At 44.0% G+C, this 22,226-nt stretch carries 12 protein-coding genes; 3 read left to right on the forward strand and 9 right to left on the reverse strand.

Features of this window, described 5'->3' with window-relative positions:
• Positions 1-373 precede the first annotated feature (373 nt).
• The 4 genes from DWW23_RS24445 to DWW23_RS24460 form a co-directional block, all read right to left on the reverse strand.
• The gene (locus tag DWW23_RS24445; protein ID WP_122357045.1) at positions 374-871 is read right to left on the reverse strand and encodes a hypothetical protein; all 498 of its coding nucleotides are present in this window, start codon (positions 869-871) and stop codon (positions 374-376) included.
• A 150-nt stretch (positions 872-1,021) separates the two neighbouring features.
• On the reverse strand, positions 1,022-2,605 hold the full coding sequence (locus tag DWW23_RS24450; RefSeq protein WP_122357046.1) for a sulfatase: 1,584 nt from the start codon (positions 2,603-2,605) through the stop codon (positions 1,022-1,024).
• A gap of 23 nt (positions 2,606-2,628) precedes the next feature.
• On the reverse strand, positions 2,629-4,491 hold the full coding sequence (locus DWW23_RS24455; protein ID WP_122357048.1) for a RagB/SusD family nutrient uptake outer membrane protein: 1,863 nt from the start codon (positions 4,489-4,491) through the stop codon (positions 2,629-2,631).
• A gap of 12 nt (positions 4,492-4,503) precedes the next feature.
• Entirely contained in the window at positions 4,504-7,701 is a 3,198-nt protein-coding gene (locus DWW23_RS24460; RefSeq protein ID WP_122357050.1) for a TonB-dependent receptor, read from the reverse strand.
• Positions 7,702-8,010: 309 nt separating this feature from the next.
• Between DWW23_RS24460 and DWW23_RS24465 the strand changes: the two genes are divergently transcribed.
• Entirely contained in the window at positions 8,011-11,919 is a 3,909-nt protein-coding gene (locus DWW23_RS24465) for a two-component regulator propeller domain-containing protein (protein WP_233564447.1), read from the forward strand.
• Positions 11,920-12,200: 281 nt separating this feature from the next.
• Here DWW23_RS24465 and DWW23_RS24470 read toward each other — a convergent pair whose 3' ends face one another.
• The 3 genes from DWW23_RS24470 to DWW23_RS24480 form a co-directional block, all read right to left on the reverse strand.
• Positions 12,201-13,550: a Gfo/Idh/MocA family protein gene (locus DWW23_RS24470; protein ID WP_122357054.1), complete on the reverse strand. Its 1,350-nt coding sequence runs from the start codon at positions 13,548-13,550 to the stop codon at positions 12,201-12,203.
• 122 nt (positions 13,551-13,672) lie between these two features.
• On the reverse strand, positions 13,673-14,446 hold the full coding sequence (locus DWW23_RS24475) for a porin family protein (RefSeq protein WP_122357056.1): 774 nt from the start codon (positions 14,444-14,446) through the stop codon (positions 13,673-13,675).
• 7 nt (positions 14,447-14,453) lie between these two features.
• Complete coding sequence (locus tag DWW23_RS24480; protein WP_122357058.1) at positions 14,454-15,548, reverse strand: PCMD domain-containing protein; 1,095 nt, start codon at positions 15,546-15,548, stop codon at positions 14,454-14,456.
• 190 nt (positions 15,549-15,738) lie between these two features.
• Here DWW23_RS24480 and DWW23_RS24485 point away from each other — a divergent pair, with 190 nt between their 5' ends.
• Complete coding sequence (locus DWW23_RS24485; protein ID WP_122357060.1) at positions 15,739-17,052, forward strand: Gfo/Idh/MocA family protein; 1,314 nt, start codon at positions 15,739-15,741, stop codon at positions 17,050-17,052.
• Between the two features lie 76 nt (positions 17,053-17,128).
• Here the strand turns inward: DWW23_RS24485 and DWW23_RS24490 are convergent, their stop codons facing one another.
• The gene (locus DWW23_RS24490; RefSeq protein WP_122357062.1) at positions 17,129-18,649 is read right to left on the reverse strand and encodes a DUF4301 family protein; all 1,521 of its coding nucleotides are present in this window, start codon (positions 18,647-18,649) and stop codon (positions 17,129-17,131) included.
• Between the two features lie 176 nt (positions 18,650-18,825).
• On the opposite strand from DWW23_RS24490, the gene DWW23_RS24495 reads away from it, so the two are divergent.
• The gene (locus tag DWW23_RS24495) at positions 18,826-21,039 is read left to right on the forward strand and encodes a bifunctional (p)ppGpp synthetase/guanosine-3',5'-bis(diphosphate) 3'-pyrophosphohydrolase (protein ID WP_122357064.1); all 2,214 of its coding nucleotides are present in this window, start codon (positions 18,826-18,828) and stop codon (positions 21,037-21,039) included.
• Positions 21,040-21,359: 320 nt separating this feature from the next.
• On the opposite strand, the gene DWW23_RS24500 is transcribed toward DWW23_RS24495, so the two are convergent.
• Complete coding sequence (locus DWW23_RS24500) at positions 21,360-22,202, reverse strand: mechanosensitive ion channel family protein (RefSeq protein ID WP_122357066.1); 843 nt, start codon at positions 22,200-22,202, stop codon at positions 21,360-21,362.
• Between the last annotated feature and the right edge of the window lie 24 nt (positions 22,203-22,226).

The raw sequence follows: 22,226 nt of genomic DNA on the forward strand, positions 1-22,226 counted from the left end.
TTGTTTTTAGTAATAAATGTTTTATCTGTAAACTACTTTCAGTAAAGGTCAATTGTTCTGTCTTTTCTTTTGTTTGACAGCTATCGAACGCTTATTTGACAATTGAAAAACGCTTGTAGCACATTTGTCAAACAAGCATTCGACAGATGACAAACGATCATATATATATAACCTTCAGAATAGAAGACTATTAGGCCGCCCCTAATTATCAATTAGCCGACTCCTACTTCTTTTCTACCTGTTAACAAAGCAAATTCCTTCATCCCGATCATTATCCTTCAGATGTAAAACAAAGATTATTAATAAGATATCACAGAGATGAAGGAATGAAGGATTCTTATTAAAGAACTTTTATTGAGATAGAACCTGACATCTATCGATCGATCTTTATTTCTATCTTTGTTATCTTTTTACCGTCTTTATCTTTAAAATATTCGTTATCGGTAAATTCTTTTCTTCCTAACTCTTTATCCATTATTATTCCATCCACCCAGAAATCAGGTTTTCTACTGGTCAACGGATTATAGTTCTCCACATAGAAACAAGATTTTATATAGACAGTATCATTAGTATGCTTAACAGGCAACAAAATATCCTGATCCCTTTTCTGGCCTAACGAGCTATAATAAATCTTTAAATCCAATGTATCTCCTACATTCGTTGTTATATCGAATATGGCCCTGCCCCTATTACCTATTTTCAAATAAGATACCGAATCTATTAAAATAGTTTGTTTCACCCACTTACCCTCTTTTCTGTTTTCCCGATAAAAACAGATCGTATAACGGGCATCCTTTTCATTCTCACATTGAGCGAATACACTCAATGTAGAAATAAAGAAAAGCAGAATCAGGCAGAAGACTAATTTCATACTGTATATTGATTTATTGTTTGTGCAAAAATAAACATTTCAGATTAAGCAAGTCTAATCTATTCATATATAAAAGAGCCCCTGAAGCCTTTTTGTTCAACTTCAGGGGTACAACTCTCCACATCTCCTTTACCTATTTCACTTATTCAATCAGCTTTTCTTTGCCAGTTCCGATTCGATCGGATCGTCGTATTGTTTTTGTAATTTATGGAGTTCGTCCATTAATTGTTTCGTGATCTCTTCCGTTCCGGGTTTGTTATAAATATTATTCATTTCCATCGGGTCGTTTTGCAGGTCGTAAAGTTCCCACATATCGATGTCACTATAGAAATGCATCAGTTTATAACGGTCGGTACGTACTCCGTAATGACGTTTTACCATATGTTCCGCCGGGAATTCATAATAATGGTAATACAAGGAAGTACGCCAGTCTTTCGGATGTTCGCCTTTCAGCAACGGCAGATAAGAATCGCCCTGGATATCTTCAGGAACCGGAGCACCCGCCAGTTCCAGGAAGGTAGCAGCATGGTCGATGTTCTGAACCATTTCAGGAATATCGCCTTTTATACCACCCGGATAACGAACCAACATCGGTGTACGGAAAGATTCTTCATACATGAAACGTTTGTCGAACCAGCCATGTTCACCCATATAGAATCCCTGGTCTGATGTATAGACAATGATCGTATTGTCCAGCATGTTATTTTTTTCCAGATAATCCAGGACACGGCCCACATTGCGGTCAACCGAATGGATTACACGGATATAATCATGCATATACTGCTGGTATTTCCATTCTGCCAATGCTTTACCGGACAGTTTCTTTTCTTTGAACTCCTTGATGATCGGTTCGTAATGTTTGTCCCAGGCAGCTTTCTGTTCCGCATTGAGTTTATTATACATTGCACGACCGGCTTTTTCCAGTCCCGGATTGGAATGTATTTCATTCTCTTTGTCAGCCAGTTTCAGGTCATAGACAAGGTCCATATCCTTGATGATACTCATTTCCTGCTGAGAGGCGGCAACACGGCCTTCATACTTGTCATAGAATGTTTCCGGAATAGGGAAAACAACGTCCTTATACAACTCCAGGTCGCAGGTATCGGGCATCCATGTACGATGCGGAGCCTTATGATGGAGGAGCAGGCAGAACGGTTTATCCTTATCCCTTTTCTGATCCAGCCAGTCGATAGCCAGATCGGTCGTTATATTGGTGGCGTATCCTTCTATTTGTTTCTTCTCACCGTTATCGATGAAATGCGGGTTGTAATAATCTCCCTGTCCGATCAGGATATTCCAGTAATCGAATCCGGTCGGTTCGGAAGTCAAATGCCATTTACCGACGATAGCAGTCTGGTAACCGGCTTGTTTCAGCAATTTAGGAAAAGTCTGCTGGCCACCGTCAAACGTTTTCGTATTGTCGGTAAAGCCATTCTTGTGACTATGCTTACCCGTCAACAGACAGGCACGACTGGGACCGCTCAGCGAGTTGGCAACAAAACTGTTGGTAAAACGAACTCCTTCCTTGGCGATCCGGTCAATATTCGGAGTCTCGATGAACCGATTATCGTACGCACTGATAGTCTGGTACGAATGGTCATCACACATAATGTAGAGGATATTCATCGGCTTCTTAGCCTCCTCTGCCACTTTTTTCTCCTTGCAGGAGGGCAACGATGCCAACACCGCTGCTCCTGTCAAAGAAAATAATACTGTAGATCTAACGTTTTTCATATATTTTGCTTATATAAATGAGTTTACCAACCCGGATTCTGCTCCCATTTACCTCCTGTCAACGACAGCATACGAGGCTGGATAGGCAACAGATAGTCGCGACCGACATTAAACTTCCATCCTTGTCCGTAACCGGCCGGATTCGTCGGTACTACGTACCGTAAGGCATCACCCGGTTTTCCTGTGAGGAAAAGATTGTTTCCGGAAGCCTGGTCATAAATCAACTTTCCTTCATATTTCGGATGGTTTTCCAGATCACTTCCGGTATACAACGCTCCTTTCGGCCATTTACCAACGATCAGTTCTTCGGCAGCAGCCCAACGCAGGATATCTTCCAGGCGGCGACCTTCGCAAGCCTTTTCAATGCGGCGTTCGCGACGAACAACCTGAATATATTTATCTAAATGACGGAACGGATAATCAGATTCCTGATTATATTCTCTGTCAAAATCAACGGCAGGCATGCCGACACGGTCACGTAACGGTTGCAAAGCTACAATAATTTTCTGAGCATTTGCGGCTCCATCCAACTCTGCTAACGCTTCTGCATAATTTAACAGGATATCGGCATAGCGGAACTGAATTGCCGGAGTAGCTCCCTTGAATTCGGCATCCAAACTACCGGTATAATCGATCTGCACATATTTCAGCAAAGAATAACCTGTCATATTCTGGTTATAAGAAGAAGAACCGATCAGCGGCGGAACAACATAATAAGGAGGCGTATCATCCGGACGCAGCTGTTGTCCCGGCATACAGATCGTTTGTGACAAACGCGGGTCACGTACGGTAGGTAATAACTCATTACCAAATACCTTCTTTGCATTTATAAGAGCGGCACCGACAAACGGTTTGCCGTCTTTCGTCAGATAATCATCGATCAACGATGCCGTCACTCCGACACTGCCACCACCCTGATTCAAATAACGATTCACATTATTTCCCACCTGGTCGCCATCATACATTTTGAACCAAAGTACTTCCGGGTTAGCCGATAAATCAGTCGTCTGGAACATCTGACGATAGTCATTCAGCTCATTACCTGTGGAATAAATTTTCCATACACCACGGTCCATCACAGCTTGCGCTGCATTAACAGCTTGTGTGAGATAGTCACGAATTTTTTCATCAGTTACTGAAGGATCGAAGAACTTATCTCCCTTCGCTTTGTGATACTTTTCCCAGGTTCCTTCAAAAAGAGCAACTTCACTCTTCAAAGCACGTGCCACATCTTTATGGACACGCATGGAACCGCTGCTATTTTGTTCACCTAAATGAGAGATAGCATTATCCAGATCCGCCAGAATATTATCAGCAATAGTAGTACGGCTGTCACGCGGCAAAAGCATTTCCTCCGCATTCGGATCAAGCGGAGTACTGATCCAGGTCAGTGGCCCGTAATCGATAAACATCTTATAATAATACCAGGCACGGAAATAATAGGCTTCACCCACATACTGGTTATAATCGGCACTACCTTGCTCTGCACAGTTCTCCAAATTAGTCAACAAAAAGTTCAGATTACGGATAGCCGTATAATTCGTCAGCTTGGAAGCCCCGCTCAACGTTGTTTCTCCTGCCAGGCGTGCACTTACGGAACTTGCCGACATATTATCGCTATGTGTATCATAACCGGCAATACCACTTCCTCCACCGGCACCAAAGTCTTGTGTACGCAAGCCGTCACCAAAATTCACTTTTATTTTATCATCTTGATATTTCGGATTACCAGTCTGATAAAACTGGTCCAAATAGTTTCTCATTTCACCTGTACTACTGAAAGGCTGTGCAGTAGAAAGTACTCCTTCCGGCATTTTATCCAGATCGAAACACCCGGAAAGGCTGAACGCCAATGCTAAACCTAAAAATATATTTCTTTTCTTCATAAAAGCTCTAAATTATAAGTTAATAACCAAACCGACAGATAGTACACGATTCATCGGATAATTCTTTCCACCCTCACTGGTGTAATCATTCTTTGTGTAGATCGCTTCCGGATCAAACATACCTTTCAACTTTGTAAAAGTCAGTAAGTTTTCACCCGAGAAGAAGACCTGGGCTTTCTGTAATCCCACTTTATTTGTCCATATAGTCGGAAGATCATAACTGATCGTCAGGTTCTTCAGGCGACAATAGGCACCGCTCTGAATATAACGGTCACTGGTAGTCATTGTCTTGTTACTGAAAGGAACCACACCACCTGCAGTATGGATATAGGGTTTCGGATAATAGGCACCTGGATTCGATTCGCTCCAGTAATCCATATGTTCCTTAAATACGGTCACCTGTGCATATGGACCGCTTCCCCAGAAATAAGCACCAGTTCCCGGATTCCAGTCACGCTTGCCGACCCCCTGGAACATCATGCTCAGACTAATACCTTTCCAACTGATAGAACCGTTCACTGTATACTGATAACGCGGAGTCGTATTACCGATAACCGTCATATCACCCATATCGTCCAAAGTATTGGTTCCGTTATTGATCTTATTGTCATTGTTCAGGTCGCGATACTTCACATCCCCTGGCGTCCAAGGCTTACCACTGATAAATGACAGGTCGTATTTTTCGTTGTAAGCATCCGCTTCTTCCTGTGTCTGGATCAAGCCATCGGCACGGTAACCCCAGATTTCACCGACCTTTTTACCGGTATACCAGTTCTCTTTCGGATTGGTTCCTGTCGGGTTCGCATATTCTGTTACTTCAGATATCGCATCAGAGATAGAACCTCCGACTGTATACTGGATGTCATTACCGATCTGTCCGCGATAATTCAAAGCCAACTCCCACCCCCGGTTACGCATACGGGCATTATTTGTCTTAGGTGCATCTGCTCCGAAGAAATCAGGGAAATCGACACCGGGACCTAACATATCTTTCGTATCACGCTGGAAGATATCGAGCGTACCTGTCAACGAATTCCCTAAGAAACCAAAGTCAAGACCAATATTCTTGCTTTCCACCTTTTCCCAGGTAGTTGTCGGATTTACTACACCCGGCGCTCTTGTAAAAATATGGCGTCCGTCAGAGAAAATATAGTTCCCCAGGACATTGTTGAGTTCCATTGTCGAAGCGAAAGTATATAATGCTGCACCGGCCTGGTTGCCGAGTAAACCATAAGAAGCACGAAGTTTCAGGTTAGACAATACATCTGTTACAGAACTCATGAATTGTTCACGGGTGATATTCCATCCCAATGAAACAGAAGGGAAGAATCCCCAGCGATGTCCGGATGCAAAACGGGAAGAACCGTCATAACGTCCGTTCACTTCCAACAGATAACGTCCGTCGTAATCATAATTGATACGTCCGAAGAAACCACGGGTAGCCCAGCCGTTACGGATATCAGCAACGGTTTTGTCACCGGTTCCCATACCTACGTTCGGGTTGCTGGTCGAATAAAGTCCTGTGATCGAATTTTTCATCAGGCTGTAATCATAATCTTCTTCCTGGAAACCAGCCATTACAGTAAAGTTGTGCTTTTCAGCGATGCTGAAAAGGTAATTTGTATACAAATTGATCGACTGATAACGTGAACGGTCATAACTACGGGTAAATTTACCGTCAGGAGACATACCTAGCTCAGAACGTACCCCTTTGGAAGTACTTACGCCGTCAGCTCCATAAATAAGCGGACTTATATTCAGTGCTTCATATTCCTTATTACCTAATTTATAGGTATAATCAAAAAATATAAACCAGTTCTTCAACGGCTGGATATCCAAACCGGCTGTAATATTCATATTATCACGCTGCGTATTCGTATAAGTTCCACTCTGCAGATAAGGAATCATTGTCAGTTCCGTAAAATGTCCGTTCGGGTCGACAGGAGAAACTGTCGGACGGAAACGGGCCAGTGAATGGTAGAAACCTTCACTGATACCACCGTCACCAAACGGCGTATTCTGGTCAGAATGCATAAATTTCGTATTCACTTTCAGTTTCATCCAGCTCGTCAGCTGTGAAGTGATATTGGCAGCAAAGTTATAACGTTTATAATCCATATCTGCATACCGGAGGATACCGTCTTCTGAATAATATCCGCCGGAAATATAATATTGTGCCGCTTTACCGCCACCGCTCAGGCTGACATTATGATTCTGTTTGAAAGCCCAGTTCTTATAATGTAAATCGAAATAGTCCACATTGCCGACACCAGATTCCGAGTTTTCAAAAGCCGGGTTCATATTTGAGTTAGCCGGCAATTCAAACCAGGGATCGACACTGCTCGGATCTTTGATATATTGCTGTAACAAAGCCATTTTCTCATCACTATACAAACGAGGTGAACCGGCATTGACACAACCTGCATTCCAATATTGTGCAAAAGAGTACGAATCGACCATATCGGGTAAAACTGTCGGAGCACTCCAACCTACCGTACCCTGATAGTTCACACGCATCTTGCCTTCTTCTCCTTTCTTTGTCGTCACCAGGATTACACCATAAGCAGCACGTGCACCATAGATGGCACAAGCCGCGGCATCTTTCAAAACGGATATATTTTCAATATCACTGGGATTTACATCCGAAAGGCTCATTTCCACGCCATCCACCAATACGTAAGGATTAGCATTATTATCCAGGTTTCCCTGCCCGCGCAATGTCAAAGTACCTGCACCTCCGGGACGGCCACCATCCGAATTGCTTACCAACAAACCCGGTACCATACCTTGCAAACTTTGTACAGCATCAGCAACCGGACGACGTTCCAAAGCCTCTCCCTTAACGGCTGATACGGAACCGGTCAGATTCACTTTTTTCTGTACACCATAACCTACAACTACTACTTCATTAATATCAACCGCATCACTGAGCATCTTTACGGTTATATCATTCATACCGCTCTTTATCAGAATTTCCTGTGAGATCATACCGATATAAGAGACTAACAATGTTTGTCCGGGCGATACCGAAATGGAAAAACGGCCATCCGCATCGGCTATCGTGCCACTTTGTGAATCCTTCACCTGGACAGCTGCTCCAGCCAGGGGTTCTGACGTAGCTTCTTCAAGAATAATCCCGGTCACATTTTGCTGAGCAAAACTTACCAGGCAAAATAACATCAAGAAAAATGTTAGAAAAGTTTTTTTCATAAAACACTAAATTTAATAATAACATACTTAATTTCTCAAGACAGACAAGTTTCTTCAAACTTACATCTAATAACATCCAATCAGTCCTATTTCATAAGCACTCTCGATTAGTTAATAATTGCAAAGGCAAAGTTGCATTTTCCGTCATATCCCGACGTCAACAAACGTACTTTTCATGTCAAAAACCATCCTAATGTTCTGATTATGCCGAATACTTTCATCTTTGGACATGTTTTAGTACATTTGCGGATATTAGAATAGGAGACTATGGGGAACAGCTATATTTTTAGGATATTATACATTTTGTTCTTGTTTTTCACCTGCACCGGATATGGAAGGGGAGCTAATCCCAGCTACTATTTCCAGCAGTTGGGGCTCGACAAAGGATTATCGCAGACGACCGTCCATTGTATCCTGGCAGACAACAAAGGACTGATATGGATCGGCACAGCTTCCGGTCTGAACTGTTTCGACCGTTACGACATGAAAAGTTATTATCATGAAAAAGATAATCCACATTCTTTACCCGGCAACACAATCTATTTTATAGCCGAAGATGCCGAAAATAACATCTGGATATCGACCAACAACGGATTAACCCTGTATGATAAAAGCAGCGACTCATTCCGTCCCGCTAAATTTGAAGATAAAGCGATCATCTCCTATTCATTCTGCTCACTTTCCGGTTCGATCCTGTTCACTGCCCATGAAGGGATATATATTTACGACTATAAAAAGCAGACATTCCGCAAAAGGCCGGTCCTACTGGAGGATTCTTCCAATTTCAGTCCTTACTACATAAAACCCTGGGATAAGGACGAACTATTACTGGTTTCCCAATACAAAGGCGTTCTCAAATACAATCCGGTTACCGACCAGCTCTCCCCTACCGACTATCCGGTTCAGACCGGTTTGAATGCCATATACCTGGACAGCAAGAAAAGACTTTATCTCTCCTCTTATAATAAAGGTTTCGTCTGTTATGCTCCGGACGGCAAAAAACTGTATACTATCCACGCCGGAAATTCCAGACTGACCTCGAACCTGGTCCTCGACTTCATGGAGATAAACAATAAACTTTGGGTCACCACCGATGGTGGAGGCATCAATATCATGGATATGGATGATCCTTCCGATATGACCGCTATCATGCACACTCCCGGGGATATGAGTACGATCCCGGTAAACTCCATCAAATGTATTTATAAAGACAAGCAGGAGAATATCTGGGTGGGAACAGTACGAGGCGGTATGATAGGCATTAAAGAAGTTTTCATGAAAACATATAAAGACGTGCCTCTCAATAATACCAACGGATTGAGCGACATATCGGTCAGCAGTATCCACGAAGATAAAAAAGGGCGTTTATGGTTGGGGACAGACGGAGGCGGCATCAATCAGTATAACCCCTATACCGATACATTCAAACATTATCCGGCCACCTACGGAGATAAAGTCGTTTCCATAACGGATTATTCCGATTCAGAACTGCTTGTTTCCCTATACACGAAAGGTCTCTACCTGTTCAATAAAGAGACAGGGCGTTACAGCCGTCCTTTTTATGTGATCGACGAAGCGACCACGATCGACCAGTTTCATGGCGGTAATGCCTCAATGGCTTACCGTATAACAGATGAATGGTCCTATTTTCTCGGCAAAAATGCTATCAGCCACAATCTCCGGACCGGCAAATATTCATTCCTGAAAATCGACGGAAATAAGTTAGCCGTCGGACCGATGAAAATGGTTTGTACCGATAACAGATCCGCATACATCATCCAAAGTAATAAACTCTATGAAGCCCATCATGGCAACGATACATTATATACACTTCTCAGCATAGGAACACACGAAGCCATTAAAGCCGTTGCCCGCGATAAAAACGGTATATTCTGGATCGGGACAGAATATGGTTTCGGCTATTTCGATTCAAAGACCAAAGTGTTCACCAAGATCGAAACCAAACTCTTCAACAGTGTCTCGACTTTGCTGCTGGACGACCAGGACAGACTGTGGATCGGAGCACGTAATATGTTATTCTCGTATGACCTGAAAAAGAAACGGTTTGCCTCATGGGGAGAATCGGACGGTTATACCACGAATGAGTTTATTTATAAATATCAGGTTTCTTCTATTTCGGATTATATTTATCTGGGAGGAGCCTCCGGACTGCTCCGCATCAACAAAAATATATCCACTAAGGAAGCTCCCCTGCCGGAGGTAAGGCTTATGGACGTCTTACTGAACGGAAATTCATGTATCGACCAACTCGAAGCCAGCGGTAAGAACCGGATAACCATTCCTCATACGCACAGCTCGATAGAAATAAAAGTAATCTCTATGGAAAAGGACGTGTTCAGAAACAAACTGTACCGTTACATGATCAATGGGACAGACAAGCAATATACTGAAACATACAACCATATCCTTTCTTTACGCATGCTGGCCCCGGGCGATTACTCCATCCTGGTCTCCTGTAATTCGAAAAGCGGAGAATGGAGCGAACCGGCCGAAGTGCTTCATATCACGGTAACTCCTCCCTGGTATCAACGTCCTTACGTTTTTGCTATTTTTATTATTCTGCTGACCCTGATGCTCTTCTGGACCGACCGTGTATCGCGCCGACGCAGGAACAGAAAGATGCAATGGCAAATGAAGGAGCATACCAACAGGATGAATGAAGAAAAGGTACATTTCCTCATCAATATCAGTCACGAACTACGTACACCCCTGACCCTGATCTATGCCCCGCTGAAAAGGATACTCGACAAAAAAGGATGGAACGATCCGGAAATGATGAAAGGGCAGTTGGCAGGCATATACAAACAAGTGCTGGACATGCGGAACACGATCAATATGGTACTGGACATGAACAGCTTGAAAGAAACAAAGACCGCTTTACACAAGACGCCTTACCAACTGAACGAGTGGATCGTATCAGTTGCCAAAGATTTTGAAAGCGAACTGGAAGCCCGGAATATCAGGATAAAATACCAATTGGATGAAAACATCCGTCAGGTTACATTCGACGGGGCGAAATGTACGACCGTCTTATCGAATTTGTTGATGAATGCCCTTAAATTCAGTCCTACAGATACGACGATCACTGTTTCCAGTCAGTTGGAAGATGGAAAAGTACGTGTCAGTGTAGCGGACCAGGGTATCGGTCTGGGTAATCTGGATGCGAACAAACTGTTCACACGTTACTATCAGGGGAATCACGAACAATCCGGAAGCGGCATCGGCCTTTCTTTTGCCAAAATACTGATCGAGAAGCATAACGGTACCATTGGAGCCATGAACAATGACGACGGAGGAGCTACTTTCTTCTTCGAACTTCCGCTCGGAGACGATCGTGGAGAACAGTTGGACGAAGAGAACCGACAGGATACATGGTTTGCAGTCGACACACCATCCGAACCCGACATGTTCTCTACAAATAACTATTCCATTATTATAGTGGAAGATAAAAAGGAATTAAGTTCTTTCCTGAAAGAAGCCCTGCTCGATTCTTTCAAAAACATTTATGTGGCAGGTGACGGAGAGGAAGCGCTTGAAATAATCAACCAGAAGCATCCGGACATTATCGTCAGCGACATTATGATGCCGAAGATGAACGGATATGAATTATGTAAAAAGATCAAGGAAGATATGGCAACCAGCCATATTCCGGTGATACTGCTCACCGCCAGGGGCGACCTGGATAGCACGACAATGGGATATAAACTCGGAGCAGATGCTTATCTGGCAAAACCGTTCGATATGGAACTGTTGCTAGCCGTCATTGTCAACCAATTAAAGAACAGGGAGGCGATCAAACAGAAATATAAAGAAAGCCATTTGCATCTGGCCGAAGCAATCCCGGCACAAACAAACAATCTGGATGAAGAATTCATGTTGAAACTGAATAAGCTGATCCATGACAATATCTCTTCCCGTGAACTCGATGTCAAGTTCCTGACCACTCAAATGGGCATGAGCCGTACGCCGCTCTATGCCAAACTAAAGGCACTGACCAATATGGGGGTCAATGACTATATCAATATGATCCGTATTGAAAAGGCTTCGCTGTTACTGCTCCATTCGACGATGAATATCACAGAAATATCCGAAGCCGTAGGATTTGAATACCCCCGTCATTTCAGCACGATGTTCAAACAGATCAAAGGAATGCCCCCATCGCAATACAGAAATAATGCAGAGGCAGGAAAAGGGTAGATTCAATATTTATCAATTTCGAGCTATCCCCCTTATCAAAGTGACTTAGCTATTACAGGTCTATTTGCCTTCAGTTTTAACTGACGGTTTACAAGTTTTCTCTCTTTTTTGGCTTCAGCCACATTTCTCTTCAATAGAGAGACTGCTTAAATGGGACTAAAGTCCAATGAGAGAGAGTATTTACTAATCCGTTGGTTAAAACCAGCGGCAAATGAACCTGTAACTAAGCATGTTTTATGTATGACTGATCGCTTGCTCGGATAGTTCAATTATTGCTAAATTCATTTCCAATACGGCAACGTATAAGGATTACGATACTGGTACCAGTATAAACGGTGTGCTGCAGCTTCTTTATCGTCGACGAAGCTTAATGTGGCAGGATTCCATTTTACCGGGCGATTCAGTTCGCGGGAAATATTTGCCAGACAGCAAAGCGTATTGGTACTACAACCCACTTCTACCGGAGCAATCGGATTTTCACGTGAACGGACGCAATCGATAAAGTTCTGCATATGAGGTGAGCTTACTTCATATTCACCCTTGCCAACTTCTTTCTTTTCTGCTTTCAGCAACGACGGGTCAGAGCATTCGATATAACCGCGTGCCACTTTCAACCATCCTTTATCACCGATAAATTGCAGTCCCTGCGCATTCTCGTTATCTTCACGATAAGGCTGTTCGGTCATGACAATACCGTTCGCATATTTCATGGAAGCATATTTCTGTCCGTTATAACCGGCCGGAGCAAATTCTACCGGACCGGAACCATCCATACCGATAGCAGCCTGAGCAATATCGAACATATGAGCACCCCAGTCTGCAGTAAATCCGTTACCTGTTTCCTGATACCAACGCCATGCACCCCACAACTGTTCGTTCTGTTCCGGGTCAAGCGAGATAGGAGGACAAAGATCGGGATGATAATGTACTTTCGGATCATTCAACGGTCCCATCCACTGATTGAAATTCAGATTGCCGGGAACAGGCATTTCCGGTAAATCCAACGGTTTGGGAGGCGCACCGACACGGGCGTATATCTTTTCGATATGACCGATCGCACCGCTACGAACCAGTTCGATCGCTTTCTGAAATTCTGCACTCGAGCGTTGCTGGCTACCCACCTGCAATACCCGTTTGTTGTCACGCACCGCTTTTACCATCGCCAAACCTTCAGCTATCGTATAAGCTAACGGTTTCTGGCAATATACATCTTTTCCCGCCTGGCAGGCATGAATCGTGGCCAAAGCATGCCAATGGTCAGGTGTTGCCACTTCGATCGCATCGATATCCTTGCGTTCCAGCATATCTTCATAAAACTCATAGCTGTCGCAACGAGGCGCTACGCCTTGTTTTTTCTGCCATGCCATTATCCTGCGGGCAAAACGCTCACGTTTCATGGAATCGACGTCACAACCGGCAGCGACCTGCACGCCCGGACAATTGGAAAAACTGGTAAAATCGGACAAACCCTGCTGCCCCAACCCGATGAACCCCAGCACAACACGGTCGCTCGGTGCGATGCGTATGCCATTGATCGACCAGCTGGGAAGGATTGTAAAACTGGCAAGTCCCAGTGCGGACAAACCTAAGAACTCCCTGCGGGAGATCCCTTTCTTCTCGTTCTCTTTCATGGTACTAAATTAAATTGGTCTTAAAAAATCATTACCGCAAATGTATAGAAATTATTACAATTACAAAAAAAAGCGGGAACATTTGATGAAATATTCCCGCTCGCATGATATTGTATTACAATTTAAAACGCATAACCGAAACCCATATTCAAATAGATGGGATACATGGCGAAAGTAATCGTATCGAAATTCTTCTTGAAAATATCATTCAATCCCCAGGTCAGATCGGCGTACACATTCAAATGTTTGAAGGCTCTCCACTCACCTCCCAGCTGTACTCCCCACGCAAAACGGCGCAAGTCATCTGAAAAATCATATGTGGCTTCAGTTACATATATTTTTTCTCCAGTTGGATTCTGATCCCTTAGATAACCGTCATAAGCAGAACCTGAAAAATCTCCATCAATCAGATAACTAGCGTAAAGTCCTCCCTTTACCCGCCAACGATTATTAAATTTATAAGTAGCTAAAACAGGTAACGATAAATATGAATTACGCACATTTGTTTTTACATATCCTGTCCATGCACCTTTCATGTGTCCACCATCGTTTGCCACCATTTCAAGATTGTAGTTTTTGACACGGGCGTCTGTTTTCATATTCTTATTTTCCAAACGAAGACCAACTACCATGCCCCAATCCTGATTGAACCACTTCGTTGCGTTCCCCTCAATGGAAATAGCCACGGTTGGACGATATCCTTCAATAGACCGTATCTCTGCAGGAAGTGGAACCGGTGCTGTTCCTCCGATACTGAATCCGGCTTTTACTTCATATTCCAATCCATGAAGAGATGATCTAATAATAGCCATATTCCGATCTTTTTGCGCCACGGCAGAGAGCGATAAACCAAATAAAATAATCAGACTTAACAATAATGTTCTATTCATTTTCATCTCTTCTTTAATTATTATGAACTAATTCAACTTCATCAATCAGAAGACGGCTTCCTACTGCTCCGCGGAACAAATCACCTTCTATACTCGATGAAAAAACGATTGCTATATTATATTTACCTGCTGTCAACTTTTCTGCATCTACTGTCTTTCCCGGCTGATACACAAACGGTAAATTAAAATAAGTCCATTCATCCGTTTCCTTCTTTTCATCTTCACCGATACGGGCTATTGCGATCAGGTTCGGGCTAGTCAGGAAGTTTGTCCCATCCAAATATTTCACATTATCATCTGTTTCATACAAAATAGAGTAAATATCAAAATTATCCTTAGCATCGGGATTGACAGAACCGTCTTTTTCTGTAAACACTTCTCCACGCTTATATTTATAATACCCGGTTAACGAAACCGGAACAAAACTAAACGGAAGTCCGAAATGAGTTGCCTTCAGAGCATTCGCCATGGCTTCTAGTGGATAAAATTCGCCGATAAACAGATTTCCGGCAGCAATACGCATATTGACCATTGCTCCCAAGTCCCCTGTACTTCGTGTTTCGAGCTTTAGACATTTACCATTTTTTCCAAAGTCATAAGGCGTCGTCGGATATTCATCAGCCGTTTTATTTCCACCAACAATAGCAAAACCGGAATTACCACTAGCCCACATATATTGCTTCTCTTCCCCTTCGAGAATCTCATAAAAGACATAATATTTATTGCCCTCCAATTCTGAATGTTCAAAATCAAACTTAGTCGTAAGTCCTTCCGTCGTACAACGCACCGTATACGTTTTCTTCCAGTTCTTATCTTCCGATGTAACCACATATGACTGGGGAGTCGTAAAATCCCGTACCGTTCCACTAACCGGTTCAATCGTTGCTCCCGGAGTAAGTTCAAATTGCGGTGCCAGATTCGTTAGATCAACGCTATCCTTGACCATTAATATAACAGTTGCGTTTTGGATTATCGGATCCCTTTTTAAAATATCAGAGGAGACAATGCAACTCACTATATCGGCTTCCGCATTTGGTGCTTCGTCTTGAATACAAGACATTCCTATAATACATAAAAAAAGACAGCTTAATAAACGTGTCAGTTTCATTTTGTTCCTTTTTGTGTGAATAATCTAAACTTCTTTTTTACTCAAAAACAGATGCAAATTTACTCTCCTTTTTTGGAATACGCCTCAATATTATATTTTTATTACATATTTTATTGGGAAAAGCCGTCCTTTCTTCCTATTTTTGACACTTTACAAACTATTGTGTATCATCACCAAATTCATTCAGACCATGACAACACGCAGAGATTTTATCCGGCAGGCAGCTATCCTGGGAGCCGGTCTTTCTATGAACCCGTTCTTTATTAAAGCTAGTGGCGAATCTATCGGAGCAAACGACAAAATCAGGGTCGGTCTGATCGGTTGCAAAGGAATGGGATTTGCCGACTTGCAGGCTTTTCTCCGCAATCCGGAAGTCGAATGTATCGCTTTAGCGGATATTGATGAAAATGTGTTAAACGACCGTGCAGCAGAGACCCTGAAACAGACAGGAAAGAAGGTAAAGTATCTTTATAAAGATTGGCGGAAGTTGATCGATAACAAAGATGTGGACGTCGTTATTGTCGGAACTCCCGACCATTGGCATTGCCTTCAAATGGTTGCCGCCTGCGAAGCAGGAAAAGATGTTTATTGCGAGAAACCATTGGGTAACAGTATCGAAGAATGCAACATCATGGTACGTGCCGCCGAAAAATACAACCGTGTCGTACAGGTCGGACAATGGCAGCGCAGCGATCCTCACTGGCAGGATGCCATGGCATTCGTACATAGCGGCCAGTTAGGGAAGATACGTACCGTCCGTGTGTTCTCCTATCAGGGATGGTGTCCTTCTATTCCGGTGGTAGCCGACGAACCGGTTCCGGCTGGCGTCGACTACGATATGTGGCTCGGTCCGGCACCGAAACGTCCGTTCAACCGTAACCGCTTCCATTTTACCTTCCGTTGGTTCTGGGATTACGCGGGAGGATTGATGACAGACTGGGGCGTGCACTTGCTCGATTATGCCTTGTATGGCATGAACGTAACGGCACCGAACTCGATCATGGCTTCGGGAGGCAAGTTCGGTTATCCGGATGATGCCTGCGAAACACCTGACCTGCTCCAGACAATTTATACTTTTGATGACTTTACGGTAATGTGGGATCATGCCATCGGTATCGATGACGGAGCTTACGGACGCAATCACGGCCTGGGCTTCGTGGGTGAGAACGGGACATTGGTCATCGACCGCGGAGGCTGGGAGGTTATCCCTGAAAAGGTAAACGGCAAAGCACGCATGGAAGCTGTCGCCCTGAAAAAAGCATACGGCGAAGGCGGCTTGAACCTGCATGTCAAAAACCATTTGGAATGCATCAAATCACGTAACCGCAACTGTAATGCGAGCATCGAAATCGGTGCACATATCGCTAAATTTTCACAGTTGGGAAATATCGCCTACCGTACCGGGAAGAAATTAACATGGGACGGCAAGAGTTTCCATGATACGGAAGCGGACAAATATCTTTGCAAGGAATACCGCGCACCGTGGGAATTACCGAAAATATGAACCTAAAAATAGAAAGGCAGGCTCGAAAGAACCTGCCTTTTCAATAAACCTTATTTATCTACACATTATGCCGACATTATTGGTGTTCAGGACGCAACAAGTCGTTGACCGTCTTCACCGGATTGAATGTTTCGATAGGAACTTCCACGAATACCGTGTTCCAGTCGCTCATCGCTCCATTCCACAAACCGGGTAATTCCAGCGCCTTCAGTTCACGTCCATCCTTACTCTTATAAGAGATGAACCCTGTATTTTTATCTACATAATCAGGCAGATTATATTTCTCGCCTTTATGATTCTTCAATGCACAAACCAGATCGACCGGATTGAAATGCGTACCTTGTTCAAACATCGCTTTCTTTTCCGGATCTTTCAAATCGATCTGCGAGCTTTCCAGTATCTGCAAAGAGATAGTACCATCCGGATTCTGAGCCAGGAACGGACCGCCACCCGGTTCTCCTACATTCTTCACCATACCGCAAACACGCAACGGACGAAGCAATTTATTCTTGATATAAAGAATCAGTTCCGCATCTTCAAGCAGTTTAGTATCCGGATTCTTTATGCAAAGATCATCCTGAAGGAAATGAATCATTTCTTCAACCTGGTCATGGGAATATTTACCGGTCTCAATCAGATCCAGATAGTTAAATATACGTTCCTGCAAAGTGACCAGCACACCGGCTATCACCTTTTTAAAGATAACGGTCGAACATTTGAAGCTGTCGGGAACGACATTATCGATATTCTTCACAAATACCACATCGGCATCTATATCGTTCAGATTCTCGATCAAAGCGCCGTGACCGCCGGGACGGAACAACAGCTTATCGTTCTTATCGCGGAAAGGATTATTATCCATGTCGGCTGCCACCGTATCCGTACTCGGTTTCTGTACACTGAAAGAGATATCGTAACCAACCGAGAATTTTTCTTCGTAAGCCTGTTTCTTTTCTGATACGAGTTTTTCAAACAACGCTTTATGCTCCGGAGAGACAGTAAAATGGATGTTCACTTCACCCGCATTGTTCTTGGCATACATAGCCCCTTCCGCCAGATGTTCCTCCATAGCCGTACGTATCGTCTCGCCTGACCGGTGGAACAACAACAAACCTTTAGGCAACTGCCCGTAATTCAACCCTTTCCCATCCAACAAATTGGATACAACAGCCTTATAATTACCGGCTGCAACCAGCGCCGGAATATCTTTATCTTCATTCGCCAGGCAAACGGCATTCAACGCGTCATAAAAAGCAAAATGAGTGATCTCATTGAAAAACTTCTTTTCAAAATCGTTTGCCGGTACATCGTAGGAAGCCGATAAAAACTCATACAGGTTCTTGAACATACGGCTGGCGGCGCCGGATGCCGGAACGAACTTCAGGATTCTCTTATTTTTAGCAAGATAAGCATCCCATGCCTCCATATAGGTTGCCTGGTCTTCCTGCGACACGACCCTGACTCCTTTTTCTACTGATGCTGATGCGGCTATCTCCAGATAGGGGAAACCTTTGGCAAAACAAGCCAGTTGTTCTTCGATCTGCTGTTCGCTGATCCCTTTATCAGCCAGTTGCTTTAAATCGTTTGCGTTTAACATAGTATATCTTTTTAAATTAGTATTTTTTGCATTGTTACATAACATTTTCTGCGTATGCTTCTCGCAAATGTATAAAAATACCATTAGAATCGCATTGATATTCCAAGAAAAAAGATACTTTTACAGTATGTTTTACGGCCTGTCCTAAAATGGGCAGTAAAAAAGCTGACGCAACTATGGATATACAACCGTTCTTTACAGAGGAAGAAAGAAAAGACTTCTTCTCGAAATACAGACAATTGGTACGTAGCCTCTACTCCTTTTTGCAAAAAGAGGATATAAGGAAAATGAGAGAGTTGATGCAACGGGTTGTCGCACTCGACTGTTACGGGAGAGACAAGAATGGCATCAACGGCTTGATCCGCAATATAAATACCGCCCTGATAGCAACGACAGAGATCGGCTTGAAACGGACTTCCGTCATCGCCCTCCTGCTCTATCGCCCGGTCCTGAAAAAGGCCATTACGTTGGAAGAGGTAGAAAAAACGTTCGATGCCGATGTGACACTGATCATTCAGCGCCTGTTGAAAACGTCCGACCTGTATGCACGCAATACGGCAGTCAACTCCGAGAACTTCCATCACCTGCTCTTCTCATTTGCGGAAGATGTGAGGGTTATCCTCATCATGATCGCCGACCGCCTCTGCCTGATGCGCCTCGGTAAACAACTGAAGGAAGACGACCGGCTGCGGCTGGCAACGGAAGCCTCTTATCTGTATGCACCGCTCGCACACCGGCTCGGATTGTATAAGATCAAAAGCGAACTGGAAGATCTGTCGCTGAAATATACCGACAGCAAACAATACGATTTCATCAAACGGAAGCTGAACGAGACTAAACGTTCGCGCGACCTTTATATTGCCGGATTCATCGCACCTATCGAGAAGAAACTGAAAGAAGCCGGATTGCATTTCGACATTAAAGGACGTACCAAGTCGATCCATTCCATTAATAATAAGCTGAAAAAGCAGAAGATCGAGTTTGAAGGCATATACGATCTGTTCGCCATCCGTGTCGTACTGGATACGCCGCTGGAAAAGGAGCGTTCGGAATGCTGGCAGGTCTATTCGATCATCACCGACATGTACCAGCCGAACCCGAACCGTATGAAAGACTGGATATCCATTCCGAAAACGAACGGATACGAGAGCTTGCATATCACGGTCATGGGGCCGCAGAATAAATGGGTGGAAGTACAGATCCGTACCCGGCGAATGGACGAGATCGCCGAGCGAGGTCTTGCCGCCCACTGGAAATACAAAGGGGTAAAGGCGGAAAGCGGACTGGATGAATTTCTGAATACCGTACGTGCCGCCCTCGAGGAAAAAGAGAACAACCCGCTCGACCTGATGCAGGATTTCAAAATGGACCTGTATAAGGACGAGATATATGTCTTCACCCCGACAGGCGAGTTGATCAAGCTGGCTAAAGGGGCAACTGTGCTCGACTTCGCTTTCGCCATCCATTCGAAGCTGGGATGCAAATGTGTATCGGCAAAAGTGAATGAGAAGAATGTACCTATTAAATATGTACTCCATAACGGGGACACGGTTTCGATCGTGACCGCTCCCTCACAAAGCCCGAAGCGCGACTGGCTGAATATCGTCGTGACCTCCAAGGCACGTGTAAAGATCAAACAGGCTTTACGCGAAGAGACTGCCAAGGCCGTCGACTTTGCGAAGGAGATGCTCCAGCGCCGTTTCAAGAACCGGAAGATCGAGATGGAGGAACCGCACCTGATGCGCTACATCAAAAAGAAAGGGTTCAAAACCGTCACCGACTTTTATGTAGAACTGGCGGAAGAACGTCTCGACCCGAACAATGTGATCGACGAATACCAGGAATATGTGCGGAAAGAGACGGAAGCCAACGAACGTTCGGAAGTACGCAGTGCCGGGGAATATAGCACGACGACCGAGGTAGAAGAAATATCCACGAACAAGGATGTCCTTGTCATCGATAAGAACCTGACCGGCATAGAATATAAACTGGCCAAATGCTGTAACCCGATCTACGGGGACGAAGTCTTCGGTTTTGTATCCACGCAAGGTATCAAGATCCACCGCCTGGACTGCCCAAATGCGCAGGAGATGTTCAGCCGTTTCGGCTACCGTATCATCCGTGCCAAGTGGAGCGGGAAAGGCGACAACGGCTATGTCGTTACCCTGCGGGTGATCGGACGCGACGATATAACGATCGTGACCAATATCACCTCCGTTATCGGGAAAGAGAGCAATGTGACGCTCCGCTCATTGAATATAGATTCGGTAGACGGCATCTTCCAGGGGAACTTCGCCGTACTCGTCAGGGACACCAATTCCCTGAACATGCTGGTCAAAAAGATCAAAGCGGTCAAAGGGGTTAAAACCGTAGACCGCCTGAATTCATAAGGACTATTACTGAACGCAGATGACGCAGAAAACGCAGAATTGCGCAGATATATTTAAATAAAATCTGCGGGCATCTGCGTATTCAGCGTCATCTGTGGTCCTTAATACGGACTTGTGACATTCTTTTTATAATCAAATAATTAATACTAAAGTAATAAAATAAAGTCCTTAATATTTTTACCTTAAAAACGTTCTCTGTAACTTATCTTTTCAAATTGATAGACAAAGATAAATCTTTTTGCCCAACTTTTTAACCTATTATTACCGGGCAAACAAACCCTGTCGGTTATTGAACAAAAAGATTTATTTTAAGGACAAAATCAGTTTTTTGCCTGATGCACCGTCAGTTGTGGGAAAGGGAAACCGATACCTTCGGCATTGAAGGTCGCATAGATCGCCTTATTCGTGTCGAAGAAAACACCCCAGTAATCCGGACTTTTCACCCATGCACGGACCACCACATTGACACTGCTGTCGGCCAGGGCACTCAGGGCAATGAAAGGAGCCGGATCATTCAATATACGGGCATCCTGTGCCAGGACGGATTCGATAACTCTTTTCACCTGTTCGTAATCGCTACCGTAATCCACACCGAAAGTCCATTCCACACGGCGTGTCGGTTCTCTCCCGATATTCGTTACCACACCGCTGCTCAGGGAACCGTTCGGGATATAAATGTTTTTATTGTCGGCAGTGAGTAGGATCGTATGGAATATCTGTATCTCCTTTACCGTACCGCCAACACCCTGCGACTCGATATAATCGCCCACCTTATAAGGTTTGAACAGCAGGATGATCAGCCCACCGGCAAAGTTAGACAGGTTTCCGCTCAAAGCCATACCGATAGCGACACCGGCAGAGGCAAGCAGAGCTGCGAACGAAGTAGTCTGTACGCCCAGCGCACCCACCACGGAAATGATCAGTAAGACCATCAAAGTGACATTCACCAGACTACCTACAAATGTTTTAACAGAAGGGTCGAAATCACGTTTAGTCAAAATACGGCGGACAAGTTTATTGATCATCCGGATGACAAAGCGGCCTATTATAAAAACAAGGATCGCCTTGATGATCGTCCAGCCTAAATGACTCCCCTGTTCGACCAGGGAATTGACAATTTTTTCCAGCCTCGGACTGGAAGCCAACACATCTAATAATATCATAAATCTATCATTTTTAATTAAACA

This window comes from Parabacteroides sp. AF14-59, from assembly GCF_003479515.1.
Taxonomy (GTDB): Bacteria; Bacteroidota; Bacteroidia; order Bacteroidales; family Tannerellaceae; genus Parabacteroides; species Parabacteroides faecis.

Excerpts from the sequence above, each read along its gene's own strand:
- DWW23_RS24475 (WP_122357056.1), bottom strand. The coding sequence starts at position 14,446 with ATGAAAATGAATAGAACATTATTGTTAAGTCTGATTATTTTATTTGGT.
- DWW23_RS24445 (WP_122357045.1), bottom strand. The coding sequence starts at position 871 with ATGAAATTAGTCTTCTGCCTGATTCTGCTTTTCTTTATTTCTACATTG.
- DWW23_RS24450 (WP_122357046.1), bottom strand. The coding sequence starts at position 2,605 with ATGAAAAACGTTAGATCTACAGTATTATTTTCTTTGACAGGAGCAGCG.
- DWW23_RS24470 (WP_122357054.1), bottom strand. The coding sequence starts at position 13,550 with ATGAAAGAGAACGAGAAGAAAGGGATCTCCCGCAGGGAGTTCTTAGGT.
- DWW23_RS24480 (WP_122357058.1), bottom strand. The coding sequence starts at position 15,548 with ATGAAACTGACACGTTTATTAAGCTGTCTTTTTTTATGTATTATAGGA.
- DWW23_RS24495 (WP_122357064.1), top strand. The coding sequence starts at position 18,826 with ATGGATATACAACCGTTCTTTACAGAGGAAGAAAGAAAAGACTTCTTC.
- DWW23_RS24485 (WP_122357060.1), top strand. The coding sequence starts at position 15,739 with ATGACAACACGCAGAGATTTTATCCGGCAGGCAGCTATCCTGGGAGCC.
- DWW23_RS24490 (WP_122357062.1), bottom strand. The coding sequence starts at position 18,649 with ATGTTAAACGCAAACGATTTAAAGCAACTGGCTGATAAAGGGATCAGC.
- DWW23_RS24455 (WP_122357048.1), bottom strand. The coding sequence starts at position 4,491 with ATGAAGAAAAGAAATATATTTTTAGGTTTAGCATTGGCGTTCAGCCTT.
- DWW23_RS24500 (WP_122357066.1), bottom strand. The coding sequence starts at position 22,202 with ATGATATTATTAGATGTGTTGGCTTCCAGTCCGAGGCTGGAAAAAATT.
- DWW23_RS24460 (WP_122357050.1), bottom strand. The coding sequence starts at position 7,701 with ATGAAAAAAACTTTTCTAACATTTTTCTTGATGTTATTTTGCCTGGTA.